At 47.5% G+C, this 22,203-nt stretch carries 12 protein-coding genes; 11 read left to right on the forward strand and 1 reads right to left on the reverse strand.

Translation table 11 applies throughout. The features are described from left to right. Positions 1–44 precede the first annotated feature (44 nt). The 3 genes from ACR9FF_RS16080 to ACR9FF_RS16090 all read left to right on the forward strand — a co-directional run bounded on the left by ACR9FF_RS16080 (position 45) and on the right by ACR9FF_RS16090 (position 2,812). Complete coding sequence (locus ACR9FF_RS16080) at positions 45–416, forward strand: ester cyclase (RefSeq protein WP_435162958.1); 372 nt, start codon at positions 45–47, stop codon at positions 414–416. A 153-nt stretch (positions 417–569) separates the two neighbouring features. Beyond that, entirely contained in the window at positions 570–899 is a 330-nt protein-coding gene (locus ACR9FF_RS16085; RefSeq protein ID WP_317964233.1) for a cupin domain-containing protein, read from the forward strand. Positions 900–1,909: 1,010 nt separating this feature from the next. Beyond that, on the forward strand, positions 1,910–2,812 hold the full coding sequence (locus tag ACR9FF_RS16090; RefSeq protein ID WP_435162960.1) for a hypothetical protein: 903 nt from the start codon (positions 1,910–1,912) through the stop codon (positions 2,810–2,812). A 75-nt stretch (positions 2,813–2,887) separates the two neighbouring features. On the opposite strand, the gene ACR9FF_RS16095 is transcribed toward ACR9FF_RS16090, so the two are convergent. Then, entirely contained in the window at positions 2,888–3,658 is a 771-nt protein-coding gene (locus tag ACR9FF_RS16095; protein ID WP_435162962.1) for an arylamine N-acetyltransferase family protein, read from the reverse strand. A 259-nt stretch (positions 3,659–3,917) separates the two neighbouring features. Between ACR9FF_RS16095 and ACR9FF_RS16100 the strand changes: the two genes are divergently transcribed. From ACR9FF_RS16100 to ACR9FF_RS16135, 8 genes are all read left to right on the forward strand, one after another. Then, positions 3,918–4,262: a hypothetical protein gene (locus ACR9FF_RS16100; protein WP_435162964.1), complete on the forward strand. Its 345-nt coding sequence runs from the start codon at positions 3,918–3,920 to the stop codon at positions 4,260–4,262. 930 nt (positions 4,263–5,192) lie between these two features. Then, on the forward strand, positions 5,193–6,899 hold the full coding sequence (locus ACR9FF_RS16105) for a cellulase family glycosylhydrolase (protein WP_435162966.1): 1,707 nt from the start codon (positions 5,193–5,195) through the stop codon (positions 6,897–6,899). Between the two features lie 260 nt (positions 6,900–7,159). Beyond that, entirely contained in the window at positions 7,160–8,305 is a 1,146-nt protein-coding gene (locus ACR9FF_RS16110) for a hypothetical protein (protein WP_435162968.1), read from the forward strand. Positions 8,306–8,957: 652 nt separating this feature from the next. Further along, positions 8,958–10,889 (forward strand): fructose-1,6-bisphosphatase, encoded by a 1,932-nt coding sequence (locus tag ACR9FF_RS16115; RefSeq protein ID WP_435162970.1) that lies wholly within the window; start codon positions 8,958–8,960, stop codon positions 10,887–10,889. Between the two features lie 261 nt (positions 10,890–11,150). After that, a complete protein-coding gene (locus ACR9FF_RS16120; RefSeq protein WP_435162972.1) occupies positions 11,151–19,442 on the forward strand; it encodes a GH36-type glycosyl hydrolase domain-containing protein in 8,292 nt (2,763 codons plus the stop codon). 442 nt (positions 19,443–19,884) lie between these two features. Beyond that, the gene (locus tag ACR9FF_RS16125; RefSeq protein WP_127495108.1) at positions 19,885–20,253 is read left to right on the forward strand and encodes a DUF6864 domain-containing function; all 369 of its coding nucleotides are present in this window, start codon (positions 19,885–19,887) and stop codon (positions 20,251–20,253) included. Then, positions 20,250–20,564, forward strand: a complete 315-nt coding sequence (locus tag ACR9FF_RS16130) for a hypothetical protein (RefSeq protein ID WP_201005905.1) — start codon at positions 20,250–20,252, stop codon at positions 20,562–20,564. Before ACR9FF_RS16125 ends, ACR9FF_RS16130 begins: the two co-directional genes overlap by 4 nt. A 222-nt stretch (positions 20,565–20,786) precedes the next feature. Next, positions 20,787–21,788, forward strand: coding sequence for a hypothetical protein (locus ACR9FF_RS16135; RefSeq protein WP_435162974.1), 1,002 nt, complete (start codon positions 20,787–20,789; stop codon positions 21,786–21,788). The last annotated feature ends 415 nt before the right edge of the window (positions 21,789–22,203 follow it).

A 22,203-nucleotide genomic window follows, 5' to 3' on the forward strand; every position in this document is an offset into this window, starting at 1 on the left:
TCGGCAGTCGTTTTCTTCGGCATAGAGAAACGGAGAGAATTTCTTTGACTAGAGAAGAATCTGCACAAATCATTTATCAAATGTACGAAGCGTTCAATAGCAGAGACATAAATTCGATAGATGATATTTTTGCAAATGGATTTTACAGCCATCCCATACATGCGGGGATTGAAGCAGTTAAAAAAGCATGGGCTTCAATGTTTGAACGGTTCCCGGATATCCAAGTGGTCGTCCAAGATCTGCTTGTTGATGGCGATAAAGCTGCGAGTCGCACAAGTGTTCAGGGAATCAATATAGCGGATTCTGAAAAACAGCCGATGATTATTGAACTTATCCGCGTAGAAAACCAACGAATTGCCGAAGTATGGGGGCTTACGAATATGGGAGAGTTTTTCGGGGCAAAGAGTAAGGGCTGACCTCCCAACGGGCAACGATAGCTCAATATACCGCCTTATTCACAAAGGCGGTTTTCTTATGCTCAAAAATAAAAATTAGAATATAAAGCTCAGTTACTTTGATTTTTGTCTCATGTATAATAAATTCAGTATAAAGAAAAGAGGTATCATGAAATGAAGAACGGGCAATTAGAGAAACTGAATCTATACGACATATCACAGGGGATATCGGAATATAAAAACTGGGTTGTAAGTGAAGTGAACGACCATGCACTCCGTATAGCTGTTATTAATGGTGAATTTCATTGGCATAAACATGAATACTGTGATGAGTTGTTCATGGTTCTTGAAGGAGAGCTTTTCATTGATTTGGAAGATAAAACGATATCTCTGAAACCAGGGGAAATATTCACAATACCACGTAATGTTATGCATCGAACTTGGTCCAAAGAAAGAACGGTTAATCTATGTTTTGAAAAAACCAGCAACGATGTAAATGGATAATTGACAGATAATAAGTTAAATTATCGGGGATCGTTAGTTCAAATAAGAACATTGCAACAACCGGTCAATAATGACCGGCTGCTGACATTACTCAGCTATGAGCAGTTGAATGACTGACATTATACTAAAATGTTGTCGGGTGACAAGAACATGATCTCATTCAAGTCCGCGAAAATCGCGGATTTTTTAGTTATGGGATAATGTTCTTGTTAAATCATAATTCCAAACGTTTGAGGCGAGCTTTGTATTTAGCCGTACATTGAGGTCTTAGACGAAGTGCGAATGGCGGGGTAAAAGAATATTACGCAAAGAAAAGGAAAGATACTTTCTCATTCCAGCCAAGTAGACTTAGAGACATCGCGATGACAGTTCCCTTTTAGTGCCTATCGCACCGAGAAGGAACAATAATACGGAAAAGTGCGTACTTCCTAAAAACCGGCGGCGTTGTTAATCTAGGAAAAACGAAAGAGAGAACGTGATTTCTTAATTCCTTTCGAGAATTGGGAGGAGGTACCGATTGAGATCAAACATGGGGAAACGGGAAAAGGCCTTCGTTTCACCGAACAAGCCCGCACCGCTTTCCTATCGGAATTTCTCATCGGTAAGCCTTCACACCAATCGATGCTCCGTTATGCGCAAAGCGGCTTAGCTCCTACGTTATCGGCAGCAGGCTACGGCACCATTATGGCACAATATTGCCGGCAAGTTTAAACGGGCATCCGGCTGCAGCACGAAGGTATCTGCTTCGTTGGTATCCGGTCAGAACAGTTCCTGGCTTTGAAGGAGAGACAGCGGCGTCAGTTTTCGACTACGCCTACCCGGATTACTATTCTGCTTCAAGGAGTCATGTGGATGACCGTTCTGTGAAAGGCAATAACGCAGCCGGAAATTTTCGCACCAACCAGCCTTCTGGATTTGATCTATTACTCAAAGATTTTGAATGAAAGTAAATTACAGGCTATGACACGTTCTGCCGGTCGTTAAGCAACAAAAAGAGGGGGTGTTTGGTTATGATACTTAGTGTTGAAGAACGGGACCAAATATTGGCCCAACTGAATGAGCGGCAGCGGCAATTCTTATCAGATTATCTTGTTCGCGGTCATCGGACAGTATTTGCTAATATCATGGCCAAGGAGAAGGGTTTTCATATTCCCGAGGATTCGGATCCGGCAGAAATCGAAAGGTTATTGCAAGACTGGATTTATGTGGGCTATATTGATGGCGGCCATATTAGGCAGGACCTACGATGTGAATGCGGCCGGCCGCTGAGATATCAGCACCAGGTAAGGAATAAATCCACTGGCGAAATAAAGTTTTTTGGTATTGAGCATTTAAAAGAGCATTTGGGCATTGGGGCAACTACAGTTGCTGCCGTAAAAAAAGGGTTCGATGCCATTGATTATGAATTGGACGAGCTTCTAACCAAGTGGAAAAATAAATGGATCATGGATCCGGAGTTGCTTCAAGTGGATAGTATTCCAACGTCGGTTGCCGAACAAATTAAGCTTGGTCTCCCGTTGCTTGAAAAACAAATACGCAGCTTGAAACAGAATCGAATCAGATTACTTCCTAGAAAGCTAACCTTTGAAGAAAAAACGCCTCCCAAAGAAGTAGTTGCAGAAATCGAAAGAGATTTATTCAGCTGGAACGAGCCTCCCCAGACTTCACAGAACGATCCTTTTTATCTTTCGGAGAATTTAAAGTCAGCTATACAAAGTTATATTAAGAGCGGTACTCGAAGCGCCCGTATCATTTCTGATTTACTGATTCTCGAGCACGCAGCTCCGAAGAAACGTTTGATTACTGGTAAGCCGGAGATTTATGCTGCTGTGTGTATGTATATTGAACGTCATTATAATGTAGAAATTACTACATTAGGCGCGGAAGATCGTATTTATACGATTAATTCATAAGAAGTAGAAGTACTCCAAAGAAACTGCCTGTTATCATTCGAATAATGACGACAGGCAGTTCTTGTATTTATACGACTAGTCCAGCTTGATCCCAAAGTGCTGGCGTAACGCTTCCTTGTATGCTTCGTCCGATTGGGGCGTGAACACGTTAACCCCATCTTGGGCAAATAGGCGGAATTCCTTCCCGGCCACCGTGTTCCGGCCCTCCCGGGTGCGAATGGCAACCATCTCTGCCTTCGTAAAGATAGAGTCTGGCGCGTGTTCGCACCAATAGCTGGCCATGATGTAATCTTTCGGCAGCTGTGGCTCCTCCGTGAATGAATAGAGCCGGCACCATTCTCCATGCTTCAGTTCGCACAGTATCCAGCCATAGTACGGGTCCTTGTCCAATCGGTAAGTTTCATCGCCCTGCCGGTGCGGAAGCCCCTCGACCATGGCGACTGGCCGACGGGGAACAATGCCGCCGACGCCCACGTCGCATAAATAGGTTTGGTCCCCGGCTTCAACCTTCAGCACTTGATGGCGACGTTTCGGAGGAGGGGACGGCTCGTCGCGCCAAAAGCGGGCGAACAGATCGGTTACAGGGTATCCCAGCTCGCGCAGCAGCCATCCGAACAGCGCGTTCAACTCGAAGCAATAACCCCCGCGTCGCCTGACGACAATTTTATCGAATAGGTGATCAATCTCAAGCGAGACCGGCACCCCGCGCACAATGTCCAAATTCTCATAAGGCACGGCGTGAAGATGACAGTCCTGCAGATCTGCGAGCGCTTGAGCGCTTCTGTCAAGCGGTCCTTCATAGCCGATTCGATCTAAATAGAGCTGAATCTTGCTTTTCACATCCATATTTCCATTCTCCTCCCTTAAGACTAGTTTAGATCTAGTTTAACTCAAACTTGTCGTGAGAGGTGACAGTTGTTGTCGAACGAGCCGACTTAAATAAAAAAGATGACCTTGATGTAGAAGGTGTGCAGCAGCCGGTCACAATGATCGGCTGCTTTTCTTAACTAAAGAGAAATTAGTGGAATGAATATCCTTTGTTGACAAGTGTTGATTTATGCTAACCTAAGATGGATAGAACATTTAATATATGAGGTTGATTATTGTGAAACGTTTCAATCTATTTACATTATCGCTGTTACTATTGATACTTATTGCTATATTCTTCTCTAACAGACAGAACGCTCAAGAATACGTTACTGCTCTGGCAAAGGATTATATGGAGGGTGATAGTAGCTGGGGGAATTTTAAGATTATTAATACTGACAGTAGAGATGACTATGTAGTTGTGACAATAGAATATCAAACTAAACCAGACTTTGTTCCACCAGAAAAATGGTTTGTCAAAGATAATGTAAAGATAAGCCAACTGAATTCTGAATACCCAAAGTGGGAAGGAGACATTTATCTAATCAAAAAGTGGTTTATTTGGTGGCAAGTAATTCGTTAAGCTCTCGATATATATCATTAAACTACTGGGCAGTTTTACAAATGATATTGCTGCAGATTACTCGTAAAAACAGTTATTAGATAAAAAATGAAAGCACAATTATAAGCGTAATAAAAACAATGGTTGCTATCGAGGCTATTTTGGTATAGCGAATAGCACTTTCGGATATCTCAGGTTCTTCTTTATACATCCATCTTTTTCCCCACAACAAGCTTTCTCTAGGCTCGAAGTAACTCCAAATTAATACTGCGTATAGTGGTAAAGAAAAAATAATAATTAGGAAAATCATTCTTAAACACACCCCCTAACCAATAGTACGACCTCACGAACATGAAGTTGTGTAGTGTTTTCAATGCTCAAATTGGACTGCTCACTGATAAAGTACTAAAGGGATATGGTAACTTGATTTATAAGGGTTTTGAGGTGGCGAGGCATCCTGAGGGTAACTGAAGGGGATGTCGGCAGAAAACTAGAGGCTTCTCATGAGTTCAGCGAACTCGTGGAAAGCCTCTTTGAATTGGTTGGGTCACATGTAAGCAGACTTCCGAGTCGTGGCATCAATCTATGGCCAAGGTGCGAAAGTTCATCATGTCGGATACTTCTCTGAGCGCGAAGACCAGATGCGCGAATGGAACAGGGAATGAGGTCGTCTGCCTCCTCAAGAGTAGGTTGTCTTTATTGTGCTATTCAAATGACTCGATAATGAAGGTTATCTTCTATTGTTACCTGTATAATCCAGAATGGAAGCGAGAACTTTTTAAGAGGGGAGGGATATAGGGGAGGCTTGAGATTCATGAAGCTATTTACGAAAACGCTTTCTTTCGCCTCGCTTCATAGCAATTCGAGAGATAGAACAATATGGCACTGACAGGAGGAATTTCTAATGATAGGATCACAGAGAAAAAAATTCATGAAAGAGTGACAGCTTTTGTGCTGACCATATGTTTGATAGCTGCATTTGGGTTTAACAGTTCGAAGCCCGCATCGGCAGCGGCGGTATCTCCGTCGCAGGCCTATGTCGAAGCAATGGGCAAAGGCTGGAACGTATTTAATACCTTTGATATCTTCAACTCAAACGACTTCTCGCTATCCGACGAGACTTCCTGGGGGCAGCCGAAGGTAACGCAAGAGTTGATTGTCGCAGCCAAGGCCAAAGGCTTCAATAGCATTCGCATCCCCATGACCGCCTATACCAGATATACAATGGGAGCCGACGGACACTATGTCATCGATTCCGCTTGGCTGGCCAGATATAAACAAGTAGTGGACTGGGCCGTTTCCGCAGGATTTTATGTCATGATCAACCTGCATCACGATTCCTGGATCTGGCTTAAAGACTGGGATGGAAATACGGCATCCGAGGAATATAAGCGATATGTGGATTTGTGGACACAGCTTGCGGATTATTTCAAGGACGAACCCAATACCGTATCCTTCGAGACCATAAATGAGCCGCAATTCGCAAGCGATACCGGAACCGTCACAAAGCAGGATAAATTGAATAGGATCAACCAAGCTGCCTATCAAGTGATTCGTCTTTCGGGTGGCAATAATGCAACAAGAATGGTTATTATTCCGACTTATGAAACAAACAGTGCTGAGGATAAAACCCTTGCGACCTACAACTTTATCACAGGCCTGAATGATCCGAACATTATTGCCACCGTTCATTATTACAGCGACTGGGTGTATAGCGGCAACCTGGGTATTACAGGTTTTGACGAACAGCTTTACAAAGACTCAACTCAAACGCCGAGATCCAATACGGATCTGTTCTTCAACACCTTGAATAACACTTTTATTTCAAAAGGCATCGGGGTTGTCATTGGCGAATATGGCTGGTTATCTTCCGATGAAGGCGCTGCAGCCAATCAATCGGGCGAGAAGCTGAAATATCTGGAATATTTGAATTACATGGCTTCAAAATATAGAGTCAGTACGATGATCTGGCCGCCTGCATTCGATCGGGTTGCGCCATATGACTGGAATTATTTGATAGGGTCAACGATTAAAGCATCCGTTCAGGGACAACGTTCCTCCTATTCGACAGGGTTAAACGAAATCTATATTAAAGAAAAGGCTGCAAGGGATATTCAGATTCCGCTTACGCTGAACGGGAATACCTTTAAAGGCATCGCAGGATTGAAGAAAAGCGATTATTCCTATAATGCCAAAACCGCAACCCTAACGCTTTCCAAAAATTTTGTAAACGAGAAATTCACAAAGGGGTCATACGGGCTCATTGCGGATTTGGAGTTGCAATTCTCAGCAGGCGCCGCATGGCATCAATATATAATCAAATATGCAGCGCCAGTATTTCAAACCGCTACAGGCACGACAACATCCGGAATTACAATTCCGGTAACCTTCAACGGTTCCAAGGTAAAACGTGCTTCAGCTTATGATGCATCCTGCAACAGAATCGGCCCGAATTCCTGGTTCCCGTATATGCAGTTTGGCTCTGAATTTAATGCGAACTATACCGAAGGTACGTTCAGTATTCAAAGCAACTTCTTTAACAATTCCGTATTGGATGGAACCATCAAGATTACGATCGAATTCTACGATGGGCAAGTTATTAACTATGCCATCCAAAAGAGCGGATCGAATGTGACCGGGATCGGGGTAGTTTCTTGATCTCAGGTTACTGTAGATTCTGCGACGAGTATATACCGTCGGCATTATAACATAGAAGTAGATCCCCGATCCTTACCGGCATCGGGGATTTTTTTGCTGCGCCAGATCTCTCTTACGCTATGCACTTGACTAGATGTTTGGAAGTTCCTGTCATCCAGATCATTTATTTTAACTACAGACAAAAATAGTGAGACTTCGACTACACGTTATCTCTATTCTGTAATTAGAAGATAATATTTCCAAAATGGAGGATGGAACTTATGTATATCATTAGGATATCATTCAAAAGGGTGAATTGTATTGACACCGAATCACTCTTTTCTTCCGACAAATTTGCAATGGCAGGCACTGTATTCAGTGGTAATGATTCTAAAGGAATGATTTTTGACTTGATCCGCATAAATGATGGTGAAAGCAGAGATTTGAGTTCATACGTTTTCGAATTACACTCAGAAGAGCCTAGCATCGGAGTTGTACTAAAAGCACTCGACTTAGATGAAAATAAAGGCTGGATTGAAAACAAAGCTGACATATTAAAAGCAGCTGAGGGAATATCCACCGCAGTTAAGTTTATACCAGGATACGGTTTGGCGATAAGCAGTATTATTGATACCGCCGCAACTGTCATCCCACCTATTATTGATAAATTTGTAGAATGGGATAACGATGATGAACTAATTGACTATAAGCACGTTTTTGATTTTGTGCCGTTGAGTTTAGATAAACAAACCATTCCAGTAACGTTTAATGCACGGTATGGAAACGAGCTTTCTCCTATAGGTTTCTCCAACTCTAACTACTCCGTAGAGTTTGAAGTTGAATGTAACTGGGAAGCATCTTTCGGGCCTTCTATTACCATCGATGAAGACGCGATGAGTACTTTCCGTGCAATTAATGTAAAAGCTACTGAGGCAGGTTTTAAAGGGGGGTATCCTAATTTCTATAAAGCCATATACGGCAATAATACGTACTTTGGCTCGATTAACTTTCTTGAATCAAATTGTTTATTTCGAGACATACCGATCAATGAACTCGGAAATCCTCCGTTGAATGATTTTGCACAGAGGATGAAAGCCGTTCAAGATTATGCAGTTAAAAATGGGTTTGTCGGAGGATTCCCAACGTATTTTATAGCTGACTATCACCACGGAATTGTATGTGGAACTATTTTGTTAAATAGTAATCAAGCAGAATGGCGGGACATTCCCTATGGGGAAATTGATTTAAAAGATATTGGTGCTCGGTTTAGAGCAACACATGATTACGCCATAAATAACGGTTTTAGAGGGGGCTTTCCAAATTTTTATCATGCGGACTACCCAACAGGTAGAGTTGGTGGAAGTATCTTGATAAAATTAGGCGCTGCTGAATGGCGTGATGATTTAATGTTAGAGGGGGTTAGATAATTTAAAGTTTACAATCTCAAGTGACAAGACTATATAAAGAAAAAAAATCATAACTCCACAACATTAAAGAAACCCGTTTCTGTACTTAAACTCAAAGTCGGGGCTGACCTCAACTAGTGAGACAAATTAAAACACCTTCAAGAGGAAGCCTTCATGTCGTAAGATATGGGAACAACTTTGGAGGTGCTTTTGCTTTGGCAAGCGGCCTTGGATACTAGAACGGGAAACAAAATCAGTTGTCGGATGATAAGAAAATTATCTCATTAAAGACCGCGTAAATCGCGGTTTTTATATTTTATGGGATAATGTTGTTGTCACATCATTCCCGGCAGAGCTGATTTCCTATAACATTCTAAGCTTGTAAAAGAGATAAGATCGTTTAGATTTATAACGATGAGGGCATGGGTTATCGTCTAAAAAGAGAAGGACAGTGCTTAGCGAAACTAAGACAGCAACTGACATCTTGATATTACACGATTTATTAAGCTAACGGGCGGATAGTGGGGGAAGTTTCAGTTATAATAGCTGTTAAGAGTACACAAGGCCTAACGACTTTCCCTTTACTGTTAACATAAAGCTTAAAGATACGCGGCTAGCCCCATTAAAAAAACTCTTATACATTACCATATTTCCTTGAAGGAGGATATCTATTTTGGATGCGCAGTTTCTAGATCTATTAGCCCAGAAATACGATACGGAAGAAAAAGTTGTAACAGAAATCATCAACCTTGAAGCGATCTCCAATCTTCCCAAGGGAACTGAGCATTTTGTCAGTGATTTGCATGGGGAGTTCCAAGCTTTTCAGCATGTACTAAGAAACGGTTCAGGCACCGTAAAAGAGAAAATCAAAGCCTTGTTCCGTGAGGATTGGACGGATCATGAAATCAATGATTTTACGGCGTTAGTCTATTATCCGGAAGAAAAAATACAGCTGGTTAAAGGAGAACTGTGCAATAAACAAGCCTTGAACCGATGGTATAGAAAAACGATTGAACAAATGCTTAAGCTCATTTCATTCGCCTCATCCAAATATACGCGGGCCAAATTGCGCAAGGCTCTGCCGGAGCAGTTTGTATATATTGTAGAAGAGCTTCTGTACAAGACGGATTCGACCAACAATAAGGACCCCTATTATGAGGAAATATACCGGCAAATTATTTCCTTGGGCCAGGCGGACAAGCTTATTATTGGCCTTGCTTATACGAACCAGCGCCTGGTGGTTGACCATCTTCATGTGGTAGGGGATATCTATGATCGCGGGCCGGATCCCGATAAAATCATGGACACGCTGATCGACTACCATTCCGTAGACATTCAGTGGGGGAACCATGATGTCCTGTGGATTGGTGCCTATGCGGGTTCCTTGGTCTGCCTTGCGAATATTATCCGGATCTGCGCCAGATACGACAATCTGGACATCATCGAGGACGTATACGGAATCAATCTTCGTCCACTGCTCAATTTGGCGGAGAAATACTATAATGACAATCCGGCCTTTAGACCAAAGCTGCAGACCGACCATAATGGCTCGGAGCAGGAAATCCTGCAGATCACCAAAATTCATCAAGCCATTGCCATGATTCAGTTTAAGCTTGAAATCCCGATTATCAAGAGACGCCCATACTTTAATATGTCTAACAGGCTTTTGCTTGAGCAGATCGATTACGACAAGAATGAAATCAAGATCGGCGGAAAAACTTACCCGCTGGAAAACACCTGTTTTGCAACCGTAAATCCGCAGCAGCCTGAACAATTGCTGGAGGAAGAACAACAGGTAATGGAAAAGCTGCTGTTCTCCGTTCAGCATTCCGAAAAGCTGGCCAGACATATGAGTTTTCTTATGAAAAAGGGTAGCCTTTATTTAACATACAACGGGAATTTGTTATTTCACGGCTGCATTCCTTTGGATGAAGAAGGAAACATGGAAGAAATGCAGATTGAAGACAAGAAGTATTCGGGCCGTCAGTTGCTCGATGTTTTTGAATATTATTTACGTTACGCCTTTGCGCACCCGGAAGATACGGATGATCTGGCTACGGATATGGTATGGTACATCTGGACAGGGGAATGTTCGTCGCTCTTTGGAAAGAAAGAAATGACCACCTTTGAACGGTACTTTATCCAAGATAAAGAAACCTATAAGGAGAGAAAGAACCCTTATTACCATCTGCGTGAAGTTGAGGAGATATGCCGAAAAATTCTGCTGGAATTTGATATGAATCCCGATCATGGACATATCATTAACGGTCACACGCCGGTTAAAGAAATCAAAGGAGAGAGTCCGGTTAAAGCAAACGGGAAAATGATTGTTATTGACGGAGGCTTTTCCAAAGCCTATCAATCCACAACAGGGATCGCCGGCTATACCTTGTTGTATAATTCCTTTGGCATGCAGCTCGTTGCCCATCAGAAATTTATTTCAAAAGAAGATGTGTTATGCAACGGAACGGACGTCTTGTCTATAAAAAGGCTGGTGGACAAAGAACTGGCGCGGAAGCTGGTGAGGGAAACCAATGTCGGGGAGAAGCTGCTGCAGAAAATCTCAAATTTGAAGAACCTCCTAGAATATCGCTACATGAAATGAAACACGTGCCATGATTACCGGCTCAATTCGAGGCGGCACCTAAGCTGTTGAACGATTTGAATATGACATAATGTTGAAGAACAGTGCCAGATCCCGTCTCAATGAGGATCTGGTTTATTGTCGTTGGCGAATAAGTTGAAAGGAGTATTTTATAAAAACCCTTTAAAATGGAAATGATTAGATGGTCCAATATTTCTTCACGAACCGGACGAAAAAATACGTTTGCTGAATTCTAACCTATTTCTTCCGGAGGAACCATTCATGTCTGCCACAAATGAACAACTCAGAGAGCGCGCGCACGAGCTGGCGCTTCAGCAACAGCTCAAGTCCGCGGCCGGTCGGTCAAGTTATATAAAAAGACAAGTCGAAACCGACATCGCTAGTATCCGAGCTTTCGTCGCTTTGCTGCAGGATGCGCCAGTCGGCTGCGGTCAGCAAGCCGAAGAATGGCTGCTAGACAATGCGGAGTTTATCGAGGAACAAGTGCTGAACCTGAAGATGCATTTGTCCGAGTCAGTGCTTATCCATCTGCCCCAACTGCGGGGAGAAGAACGATTGCGTATCCACGCGCTTTGTTTGGCATATCTGGAACAAGTGGAAGGCATCCTGGACGAGAGGACGCTGCTAGCTTTCCTTGGCGCTTATCAGGAAATATCCGTACTGACGCTGGCCGAGACCCGGTTGATTCCAATCATGCTCAAAGTTTCTCTTATCGGGAAGATCGCTGAAACCATGGCATTGGTCCGGGACAGGCGGGAAGTATGCAGTCAGGTTGAGCAGCTGTTAAAGCAGATAGAACCGGCCAGACTAAGCACCGAAACGATCGGTACGGCACTTGAGCAAGCAGGTCAGATCCCGCCGTTGTCCGGTCCATGGGCCGCGCATCTCATAAGCCATCTGAGGGAATGGTCGGGCGATTCGGATGCCGTACGCGAATGGCTCGTTTGCACGTACGAGAACGGCTCGGACGATCTTGACCGAATCGTCACGTACGAAGCCAAGCTCCAAGTCACCTATCAGGTAAAAGCAGGCAACCTCATTACGAGCCTGCGCAGCAACGAACGCAGGAACTGGGATGAACTGTTCGAGGCGATCAGTCTGCTCGATCGCACCATGCGCGAGGATGTGACGGGCCTTTACCCTCGCCTGGATACATCCAGCAGGAATGAAATCTTAAATCGGATCGAGGAAATGGCCAGACGCCTGCGAGTACCGGAAAGTCTCGTCGCTTCGCAATCGCTCGCGCTTGCAAAGCATGCCTATGAACACGGCTCCGCGAATCCGATACGAATAGAGAACAAAACTACGGAACAAGAGCATCCGCAAGAAGCGCTAATGCGCCAAGCTTTTGCTGCATATTACGTCTTTGAGCCGGCAGGCGTAAAAAGCCTGGTTCAAGCGTTGAATAAGTGCAGTAAGCCACGGACAATGCCTCTCAAAGGCTTAGCTAGAAGCGCGCCCATGAACTATTTTTCTTCTCTGCTGGCACTGTTCATACTGCTGCTGGTCGTCGTGGCGGCTTGGGTCGTCGATTGGAATACCATAACGACAGCAGGCATTGCAGCGGTATTCCTAGCTCTTCTGTTCCCGGTAAGCGAGTGGGTTATGACTGGCCTAAACTTTGGGATTGAGCGAATCTGCCGGGCCAAACCGCTGTTGCGGTTCGACTATTCGAGCGGGATTGCGGAGGAAGCTGCGACTATGGTCGTCATACCGGCTATATGGTCGACGGTCCAAGAAGTGGACGAGCTTGCCGATCGGCTCGAGATCCACTATTTAGGCAATCGGGACCCGAATATTCATTACGCGTTGCTCGGCGATTTCACCGACGCGAAAGAAGAAAGCCTTCCCTCGGACGAGATTCTTGTCGCCGCGGTCAAAACCCGTATCGACCGCTTAAACCGCATGTATGGGGAGAGCGGCACAACCTTTCATTACTACCAACGAGCCAGACTGTGGAATCCCGGCGAAGGCAAGTTCATGGGCTGGGAGCGAAAACGGGGAAAGCTGGTCGAGTTCGTGAATTTGTTACGCGGCAGCGAAGATACCAGCTATGCGGTAACGCACGGCGACCGTAAGGTCCTGCCCGGTATTCGCTACATCATTACCTTGGATGCCGACACCCAGCTTCCGATCGGAAGCGCGCAGCGGCTGATCGGAACGCTGCATTTTCCCTACAACCGACCTCGCTTAAACAAGGCGGGCACTAGGGTAGTGGAAGGGTATGGCGTCCTGCAGCCCCGTATCGGCACCAGCCACGATTCGGCCATGCGTTCGCGGCTTGCTCATTTCTGGTCCGATCCGGGCATCGATCCTTATGCGTTTACGGTCTCCGATCCGTTCCAAGACGCGTTCGGTACCGGCATCTTTACGGGTAAAGGAATTTTCGACGTCAACGTATTCGCTCATTTGCTTGGCGAGCGCATTCCGGATAATACCGTGCTTAGCCATGATTTACTCGAAGGCGGATTTCTGCGGGCGGCTCTCGTGTCAGACATTGAGTTAATCGAAGAGCACCCGTCCACCTTTCTATCTTTCCAGAAACGGATGCATCGATGGGTTCGAGGTGACTGGCAGCTCCTGTGCTGGCTCCGCACCAAGCTTTGTAACCGGCGCGGAGAGCTGCAACCGATCGATCTGTCTCTGCTCACGAGGTGGCAGATTATCGACAACCTGCGGCGCAGCTTGCTGCCTATCGCGATGCTCGTGCTGTTCGGGCTGGCCGTGACCGTTTTGCCCGGCTATCCGGCACGCTGGCTTGCGTTCTTGTTCCTCACTCTGCTGCTGCCCTTAATCCGGCAGCTAGCCATCATGAATTCGGCAGGTGCGCATTCAAAGCATGTGCTGTCGACACTGGTAATGGCCGGCATCGGATTCTGGACGCTTCCGTTTCAGACAGCCGTGTTGCTGGACGCCATAGTCAAGACGCTATACCGCATGGCCGTCAGCAAGCGCGGGATGCTGGAATGGACCAGCTTCTCGCAGACGGAACGAAGTCAAGCTGAGGCACGGCGCCGCTTGATTCTTGGCGGCAGGGGGGGCTACTTGTTAATCTTGCTATTCGCGGCCGCGGTTGTCCTGCAGCCGAGCATCCCGCTTCTGTGTTTCGGACTTGCCCTTTGCCTCTTCTGGGCGCTTGCTCCGGTTGCAGTACGCTGGCTTGATCAACCCGTTCTCAAAGCGGAGCGGCCGCTTGAAGCCGCTGACGCGGAGCAGCTGCGCACCTTGGCGAAGGAAATTTGGCAGTTCTACGAGGACTATGCGGGGAAAGAGGATCACTATCTTCCGCCGGACAACGTGCAAATCGAGCCCCCGAACGGCGTTGCGCACCGAACGTCGCCAACCAATATCGGGTTTCTCCTGACGGCGGCCCTAGCCGCGAGAGAGTTGGAATTCATCACAACGCCGATGCTGGTGGAACGGCTCGAGCGAACGGTCGGCGTGATCGAACGGATGGAGAAGTGGAACGGCCATTTGTACAATTGGTACGACACTTCAACACTGGAGCTGCTTCGTCCGGCTTATGTCTCGACGGTGGATTCCGGCAACTTCGTGGCCAGTCTGATGACGGTTAAGCAAGGTCTGATTCGCTGGCTTCAGACGGACGGATGGGGCAAAGGTTCCCGGCGGCGCGAGCAAGCTCCATTAGCGGCCGTTGGCACGGAGTTTGCCATCGAACTGGATCGCATTCATCCGGAGGAACTTTACGAAGCGCGACGAGAATCAAATGTGAAGCAAGATGAGCCGATGCATGCAACGACCGGTTGGATTGGTCAGGGTTATGAGCTTGTCGACCGCTTGGAACGGCTGATCGTCTCAACCGATTTCCGACAGCTCTATGACGACAAGGCCAAGCTGTTTGTGCTCGGCTACCATGCCGATTCGGGTCAACGGGAAACGATTCTCTACGACTTGCTCGCATCGGAAGCAAGGCAAACAAGCTTCGTTGCCATTGCGCTTGGTCAAATTTCGGTCTCCCATTGGATGGCGCTTGGCCGCACGGCCAAGCAGCAAGGCGGGCACGCGACCTTGATCTCTTGGTCCGGCACGATGTTTGAATACATGATGCCTTGGCTGATTATGCGAACCTATCCGGGTACGGTCTGGGACAGTACCTACCGCGGCGTCGTGCGGCGTCAGATCGCATACGCCGCAGGACGCAACGTGCCCTTTGGCATCTCGGAATCAGGTTATTATGCGTACGACTATCAGCTGAATTACCAATATCGCGCCTTTGGCGTGCCGGGGCTGGGGTTCAAGCGCGGGCTTGAGGAAGACACGGTCATCGCCCCTTATGCCACGATTATGGCGCTTCCGTTCGCGCTGCGCGAAGGCCTTCAAAATTTGGAGCGTTTGGATCAGCTCGGAGGGCGAGGACAATACGGCTATTACGAAGCGGTCGATTTCACCGCTCAGCGTATGCCACAGGGGGAAACCTACAAGATTATCCGCAGTTTCATGGCGCATCACCAAGGCATGAGCCTGCTTACGCTGGCCAACATGCTGGTGCCGTCTTGCATGATCAACTATTTTCATGCGGATAAGCGCGTTCAGGCCGCCGAGCTGCTGCTGATCGAGCGGATTCCGCAGAAGGCGGCGCTTCTCTATCGGGAGCTGTCTGGCAGGTCGCGAAGCGGAGGCGAAACCAAGTTGCCGCAGAACGACCCGCTGCGAGAATTCGCGGAGGTGCCCGCGCCTTTGCCTGAGGCGAACGTGCATGGGAACGGTTCGTTAACGACGGTCCTGACGGAAACCGGCAGCGGCTTCATCCGATATAACGGGCTGGATTTGACGCGCTGGCGGGAAGATCCGGTGATGGATCCTTGGGGCAGCTACATCTATATTCGGGACGTGGAGAAGAATGTTTGCTGGTCCCCGACCTATTTGCCATGCCGCAAGCAGGCGGATCGCGCGAGCGTTCAGTTTCGCAAGGAGCGGACGACGTTCCTCCGCGAGGATGACGGGCTGCAGACGAAACTCGAGGTGACCGTATCGACCGAGCATAATGCGGAGCTGCGCCGGTTGACGTTGACCAACGCGACGCAGGAGGCCCGAATTGTCGAAATAACGACGTACATGGAATTAGCCATGGCCGCGCACAACGCGGACAAGGCTCATCCCTCCTTTACCAAGCTTTTCGTTCAAACGGAGTTTGCTTCGGAGGAGCAGTGCCTGCTAGCCCGCAAACGCCCTCGTAATGATGACGAGAAAGCTCTATGGGCTTTTCACACGCTACGAGTTGACGAGGATCAAGGAGCAGCAGAATTCGAGACGGACCGCGCAGCCTTTATCGGCAGAGGACATACGCTTGCCAATCCGCGCGGACTGGCTGCCCGGCTAGGCGGCACCTTCGGAGCCGTTGCCGATCCGGCTTTTATCATGCGTAAGCGAGTGCATGTTGAACCTGGCAAGCAGATCAGCCTGACAGCCGTAACCGGAGCAGCCGAGAGCAAAAAACAGGCGCTTGAAATCGTTTCGCAGCTGTCGTCCGCCTCGCAGGCAGAACGTACCTTCCAAATGACATGGACGCGAAGCCAAATCGATCTGCAGCATTTACGCATCGGTGAACAGGAGGCGTCCGCTTACCAGTTGCTGGCCGGTCGGGTCCTGTTCGCATCTCCGCTTCGTCCAGAGCAGGAGGCAAGCATCTCCGTGAATACGAAAGGGCAGCCTGGCTTGTGGGCGCATGGCGTCTCCGGCGACAGGCCGATCATATTGGTGAGCGTGGCCGAAACGTCGAGCCTGCCGTTCATGAATAAACTCCTGGTCGGTTATGAATATTTGCGCCGGAAGGGGCTTAGCTTCGATCTCGTAATTTGGAACGAGTCCTCCGGCGGTTATCAGCAGGAGCTTCGCGATTCGCTGCAGCGGATGATCGAGCAGCACGTCCATAACCTTAACAATGGCGCCGGCGTTCATATCGTCGCGGCAACCGAGCAATCCCAAGAGGACAAGAATCTGTTGTTTGCCGCAGCGCGGCTGCTGCTGCATGCGGAAGGACCAAGTCTGAGAGCCCAGCTCCTGCCTCGCGAGTCGGGAAGCACCGGGCAATTACCCGAGCTGGTGCCGACTTCGCCGCAGAACCTTTATTCCGACAAGCCATCGCGGGACGAAGGCGCGGGTCTGTTCTTTAACGGATACGGAGCCTTCTCGACGGGTGGTGACGAGTACCGGATCGTATTGCGCAGCGGACAGCATCTGCCCGCTCCTTGGATCAACGTAATTGCAAACCAGAATTTCGGCTTCCTGGCTTCGGAGCTGTACACCGGGCAGACCTGGTGGAACAACAGCCGTGAATGCAAGCTAACGCCATGGTCCAACGATCCCGCCCTGGATCCGCCTGGCGAAGCTGTTTATATACGGGATGAATCGAGCGGTGAATATTGGGGGATGACGCCATCCCGGAAAGCGGAATCCAAGACGGTGTACACCGTGTCGCATGGACAAGGCTACTCGCGCTACGAGCATGAGAGTCATGGTCTAACGCATGAGATGACGGTGTTTGTCCCTCTGGACGATCCCGTCAAGATCATCCGGCTGCGCTTGACGAATGAAACGAGCGACGTACGGAAACTGTCCGTGACGTACTACGCCGAGTGGGTTATTGGCGTGAATCGCGAAGAGAATGCCTCCAATATCGTTACGGAATGGGATCCAGAACATCATATACTGCTTGCACGAAACACCTATCAGGACACGTTCCGAAAAGCGACGCCATTCCTTGCCATGCATCCGCGGGCATTAGAGTCCGGCCCGTCCTGGACGGGAAGCCGGCTGTCATTCATCGGACGGGAAGGCGACTTGGAAGATCCGGCCGCAATGCGCAAAATGCGTCTTTCGAGAGAGACGGGACCGGTCCATGATGCCTGCGGAGCGATTCAGGGCATCGTATCGCTCGAACCCGGCGAGGGTGGCGTCGTCTATATCCTGCTCGGCTGCGGCGATTCCCGAGATGCCGCGACCCAGCTGGCCCGAAAGTACAGCGAAGCGGACGCCTGCGAAAAGGCTTATCGGGATGCGCGCGCCTTCTGGAAAGACATAAACGGCACGATCCAGGTTGCTACGCCTTCGGCCGAAATGGATATTATGCTGAACAACTGGCTGCTCTATCAGTCGTTGTCCTGTCGGATGTGGGCACGCACGGCATTTTATCAATCGGGAGGCGCCTTCGGATTCCGGGATCAGCTTCAGGATTCGTTGTCCATGCTGCATGCCCGGCCGGAAATGACAAGGGCGCAGATCATTCGCCATGCCTCGCACCAGTACCGTGAAGGGGATGTGCAGCATTGGTGGCACGAAGAGACGCACCGCGGTATCCGCACGAGATTTTCGGATGATCTGCTCTGGCTGCCATATGCTGTTGTCCGTTATTTGGAGCATACAGAGGATACGAGCATTTTAACCGAAATTGCTCCTTTCCTGCAGAGTGAGCTCCTGAAGGAAGACGAGCACGAACGCTACGAAGAGACGGTTCTGTCGGAGGAGAACGGGACGATACTCGAACACTGCTTCCGCGCGATTGATCGGGCGCTTCGCTTCGGCGAACACGGATTGCCGCTCATGGGAATCGGTGATTGGAACGACGGTATGAGCAATATCGGTCCGCAAGGGCGCGGCGAGAGCGTGTGGCTGGGCTGGTTCCTTGGCGAAGTTCTGAGCGGCATTGCCGAAATCTGCGAGCGGTATGGCGAGCGGAGTCACGCGGAGCGTTACCTGAGCGCGAGAAGCAAGCTGGAGAATGACATGCAGGAAGCTTGGGACGGAAATTGGTACCGACGCGCGTTCACCGACGCCGGAGAATGGCTTGGATCCGTCCGCAATGCGGAATGCCGCATTGACGCTATTGCCCAATCCTGGTCGGTCATATCCGGGATGGCGCCGAAGGAACGCGCGCAGCAGGCGATGCACTCCTTCGACAGGGAGCTGGTCGATAGACATCTTGCAGTCGCGCATATTTTGACGCCTCCATTTGACAAGACAAAGCCTAGCCCGGGCTATATCCAAGCCTATCCGCCAGGCATACGAGAGAATGGAGGACAATATACGCATGGTGTCATCTGGAGCATTGTAGCATGGAGCATACTCGGGGATGGGGACAAGGCTTTCGAGTTATTCCATATGTTCAACCCGATCACGCACACAAAATCCTCGTTTGACGCCCGCACTTATGTCGGGGAGCCTTACGCCATGGCGGCTGACGTCTATACGGAACATCCGCATCGCGGACATGCGGGTTGGACGTGGTACACCGGTGCTGCTGGCTGGATGTACCAAGCGGGAATCGAGTGGATATTAGGGCTAAAGAAAAGGGGACAAAAGCTTCTGATCCAACCTTGCATCCCCGCGGAATGGCCGGAATTTACCGTTACGTATACGTACAAGCGCACGGCCTATCGAATCATCGTCCGCAATCCGTCGCACAAATCCGGCGGCTGCACGGCATTAAGGATCGATGGTAAAGAGACCGAGCTCAGCATGAATCTTATGGGCGAAAGTCCGTTTATCACGCTGGAGGACGACCAATTGGAGCATGTGGTCGAACTGACTTTATAGCTCGTTTGCAGGGACCGTGTATATACCTGCATTCACAACGTTTGATGTACCAAAAAGGCCGCATACTTGCGGCCTTTTCGACCTTGATCGGCTTCGTGCCGTTCAAGGTTTTTTTACTTGTCGTCCGACAGATCAAGAAGGCTGTCGGGTGACAAGAACATGGTATCATTGAGAGTCGCATAAACTGCGGCTTTTTTGTTTTATGTTATCAAGTTCTTGTCAATATGAACGGTTGGACCGCAAATTCGACTTTCAACTTCTGGCTGCCTACTTAGAAACAACTGGCAGCTCTGAACGAGCTTTTTGAGCATACGGAGCGCGCTGTAGAAGAGTCAAGACAATATTCCTGCCGCGGCCATCGATCGATAGACATGAATTCGAACACCTGCTCGTACACTGTAATAAAGAGCTTGTTCGATGACAACTTACCACGGAGGTGTAAATGATGAAAATTAAGTCCGGCGGATATGAAGCAGTGTATCACGGCCGTGTACTGGCCTATGGAATGAATCCGATCGAAATTGTATTGTCGGAAGAGAGTGATCCGCTGACATTCGTGTTTTGTATTGAACACGAATCGGAACGAGACGACTTCATGACGAATATTCAGCTGGTTCGTTACAATGAAGTCCGCATCGCTTGCGTTAATTTTCCGAGAGGCAAGCCAATCGGTAATCAAGATATGATTCAGCTCGGCGTGTTGAACAACCGCAAACTATCTTTGCGTTATGAAGTGACTATAAATTACGATGCGACGTCCTGGGCGTTGGCCTTTACTTTCTTTGCGGGAGAGGGGGTCGTGCCGGTATGAACAAAATCGAAATTCAGGATCCGAAGGTAGCAAGTAAGATCATCGCTGCGAACGCGGAGAACGATAAGCGCAAAGCGGAGCTCGGCTTTCTTGGTAAATTCTTTGGTTCAGGTGAGAACGTGCGCCTGTATATCGTCGGTACGATCACGCTCGGTGTGCTTATCATCGCGCTGGTCTATACGTTGATCCCCGACCAATATCGTTCGCCCGACTTCGGTTTAAAGGAAATGTGGACGCTCGTGGTACTTCCTGTTGAATCGACAATTATCGGTTACTTGATCGGATCGAGGTCAAAAGAAGAAGGAGGCTAGTCGAGCATATTTGCGAGGGACTCTTAATGATAAAGCTGTTCAATCACGATGGGTTTACTCAAGAATTTAGTAATTCAGATGAACAGAACATAGTAACATTGTAAGCCGCAAAAATTGCGGTTTTTTTGTATGTTTTTTCGGATATCGAAAAGTAGCATTAGAAACATTTACCAGGGTATTTGCGTTTACAGATTAACCAAGATAATAAGGGGATGGTTTCGCATGAAAGTAATAATGTCTTTAATTGCGGCAGTTCTTCTATTAACAAGTTGCATGAATAGCACGAATGGTCGCGTCGATCCTGATAACGAGGCTGCGCCAATCGCTTCTACAGAAGCACCGTCAACATCAATTGAGAAATCACTTCAACAAAATCTTTCTGCAACTGATCTCAGTATCGAAGGAATACGAATCGGAGGATCAATTGATGATGTGGTTAAATCATATGGCCAACCAAGTGAAAAAACGGTTTCGCATGGATTAGGTACACCGTACTGGATTTTTAAGGAACAAGGAATCTATATAGATTTTGATGGACCAATATGGCAAGCAACAGTAACACCTCCTTTCAAAGGCAAGACACCACGTGGTATTTCAATAGGAAGTTCTACTGAAGACGTTTTAAAAGCGTATCCTGATATTACTACAGGAGATTCGTACATCCAAAAGTCAGCTGACGGGCAATATTCCATTCAATTTTCCATCAATAATGGAATGGTAACTCAGATTAACATGTGGCAGGATAAGACACTCCCCGAAAGTAACCTCACCAATAATTATTCATTAACTATTAATAAAAAAAATATCACTCTTAAAGACTGGGATAACACAGTTGATTTGCAAAAAATATTAGGAGAACCAACTTCGCAGAATATTGAAGTACTGGGGAATGAGGCGGATACGCACAAAGGGTCATTTATTAAAACAATGAATTATGATGGACTTCAAATAAAACTTATGTCTCCTAAAGAAAATGGTAAGGATTTTTGGATACTGGAAATGGTGGTCACAAAAAAAGACTACAAAACATCTAAGGGTATTGAAATAGGAGATAAGCTTGAAAAAGTAAAGAATTCTTATCCTGATATAAATATAGCTCTTGACGGAAGAACGGACCCGAATAATTGTGCATATGTCATCAATTATGAGCGAGTTGATTACTTACAATTTGAAGTAAAAGAAGGTCTTGTTAGCGAGATAAAGATTTTTTACCTAATCCCCTAACAGAGAAAGTCATCAATAAACGGTTACCTTGTTACGCTCTAACAGGGAACGTTAGAAATCGTATTGAATTGAAGGACTAAATTTAATGTATCGTGAAGTAGCAGTTACACTAACGAGACACGATCATAAATGAAAAAGCTGCGGCAGCCTGTCGCGATCTGCTGCCGCTATCCATGCTAACAGACAGGATAACGTAGACATATATTGAATTTCACTATGATGTAATATCATTTTAGAAATGTTGTCGGACGACAACAACTTCTATACAAAGCCGTATTAGGATAAGAACTTCTATACAGCCCCGAGATCCCCAAAAATGCACGATTTATTAAGCTCCCTCGAAATGATTCAGTTTCCTTACTCAGACTCATGAATTCGCAGGATTTCATCCTGTAGTCAGGTTAAAGAGAAGGAT

This window comes from Paenibacillus glycanilyticus, assembly GCF_051200795.1.
Lineage (GTDB): Bacteria > Bacillota > Bacilli > Paenibacillales > Paenibacillaceae > Pristimantibacillus > Pristimantibacillus glycanilyticus.

Excerpts from the sequence above, each read along its gene's own strand:
- ACR9FF_RS16085 (WP_317964233.1), top strand. The coding sequence starts at position 570 with ATGAAGAACGGGCAATTAGAGAAACTGAATCTATACGACATATCACAG.
- ACR9FF_RS16090 (WP_435162960.1), top strand. The coding sequence starts at position 1,910 with ATGATACTTAGTGTTGAAGAACGGGACCAAATATTGGCCCAACTGAAT.
- ACR9FF_RS16095 (WP_435162962.1), bottom strand. The coding sequence starts at position 3,658 with ATGGATGTGAAAAGCAAGATTCAGCTCTATTTAGATCGAATCGGCTAT.
- ACR9FF_RS16110 (WP_435162968.1), top strand. The coding sequence starts at position 7,160 with ATGTATATCATTAGGATATCATTCAAAAGGGTGAATTGTATTGACACC.
- ACR9FF_RS16120 (WP_435162972.1), top strand. The coding sequence starts at position 11,151 with ATGTCTGCCACAAATGAACAACTCAGAGAGCGCGCGCACGAGCTGGCG.
- ACR9FF_RS16125 (WP_127495108.1), top strand. The coding sequence starts at position 19,885 with ATGATGAAAATTAAGTCCGGCGGATATGAAGCAGTGTATCACGGCCGT.
- ACR9FF_RS16130 (WP_201005905.1), top strand. The coding sequence starts at position 20,250 with ATGAACAAAATCGAAATTCAGGATCCGAAGGTAGCAAGTAAGATCATC.
- ACR9FF_RS16135 (WP_435162974.1), top strand. The coding sequence starts at position 20,787 with ATGAAAGTAATAATGTCTTTAATTGCGGCAGTTCTTCTATTAACAAGT.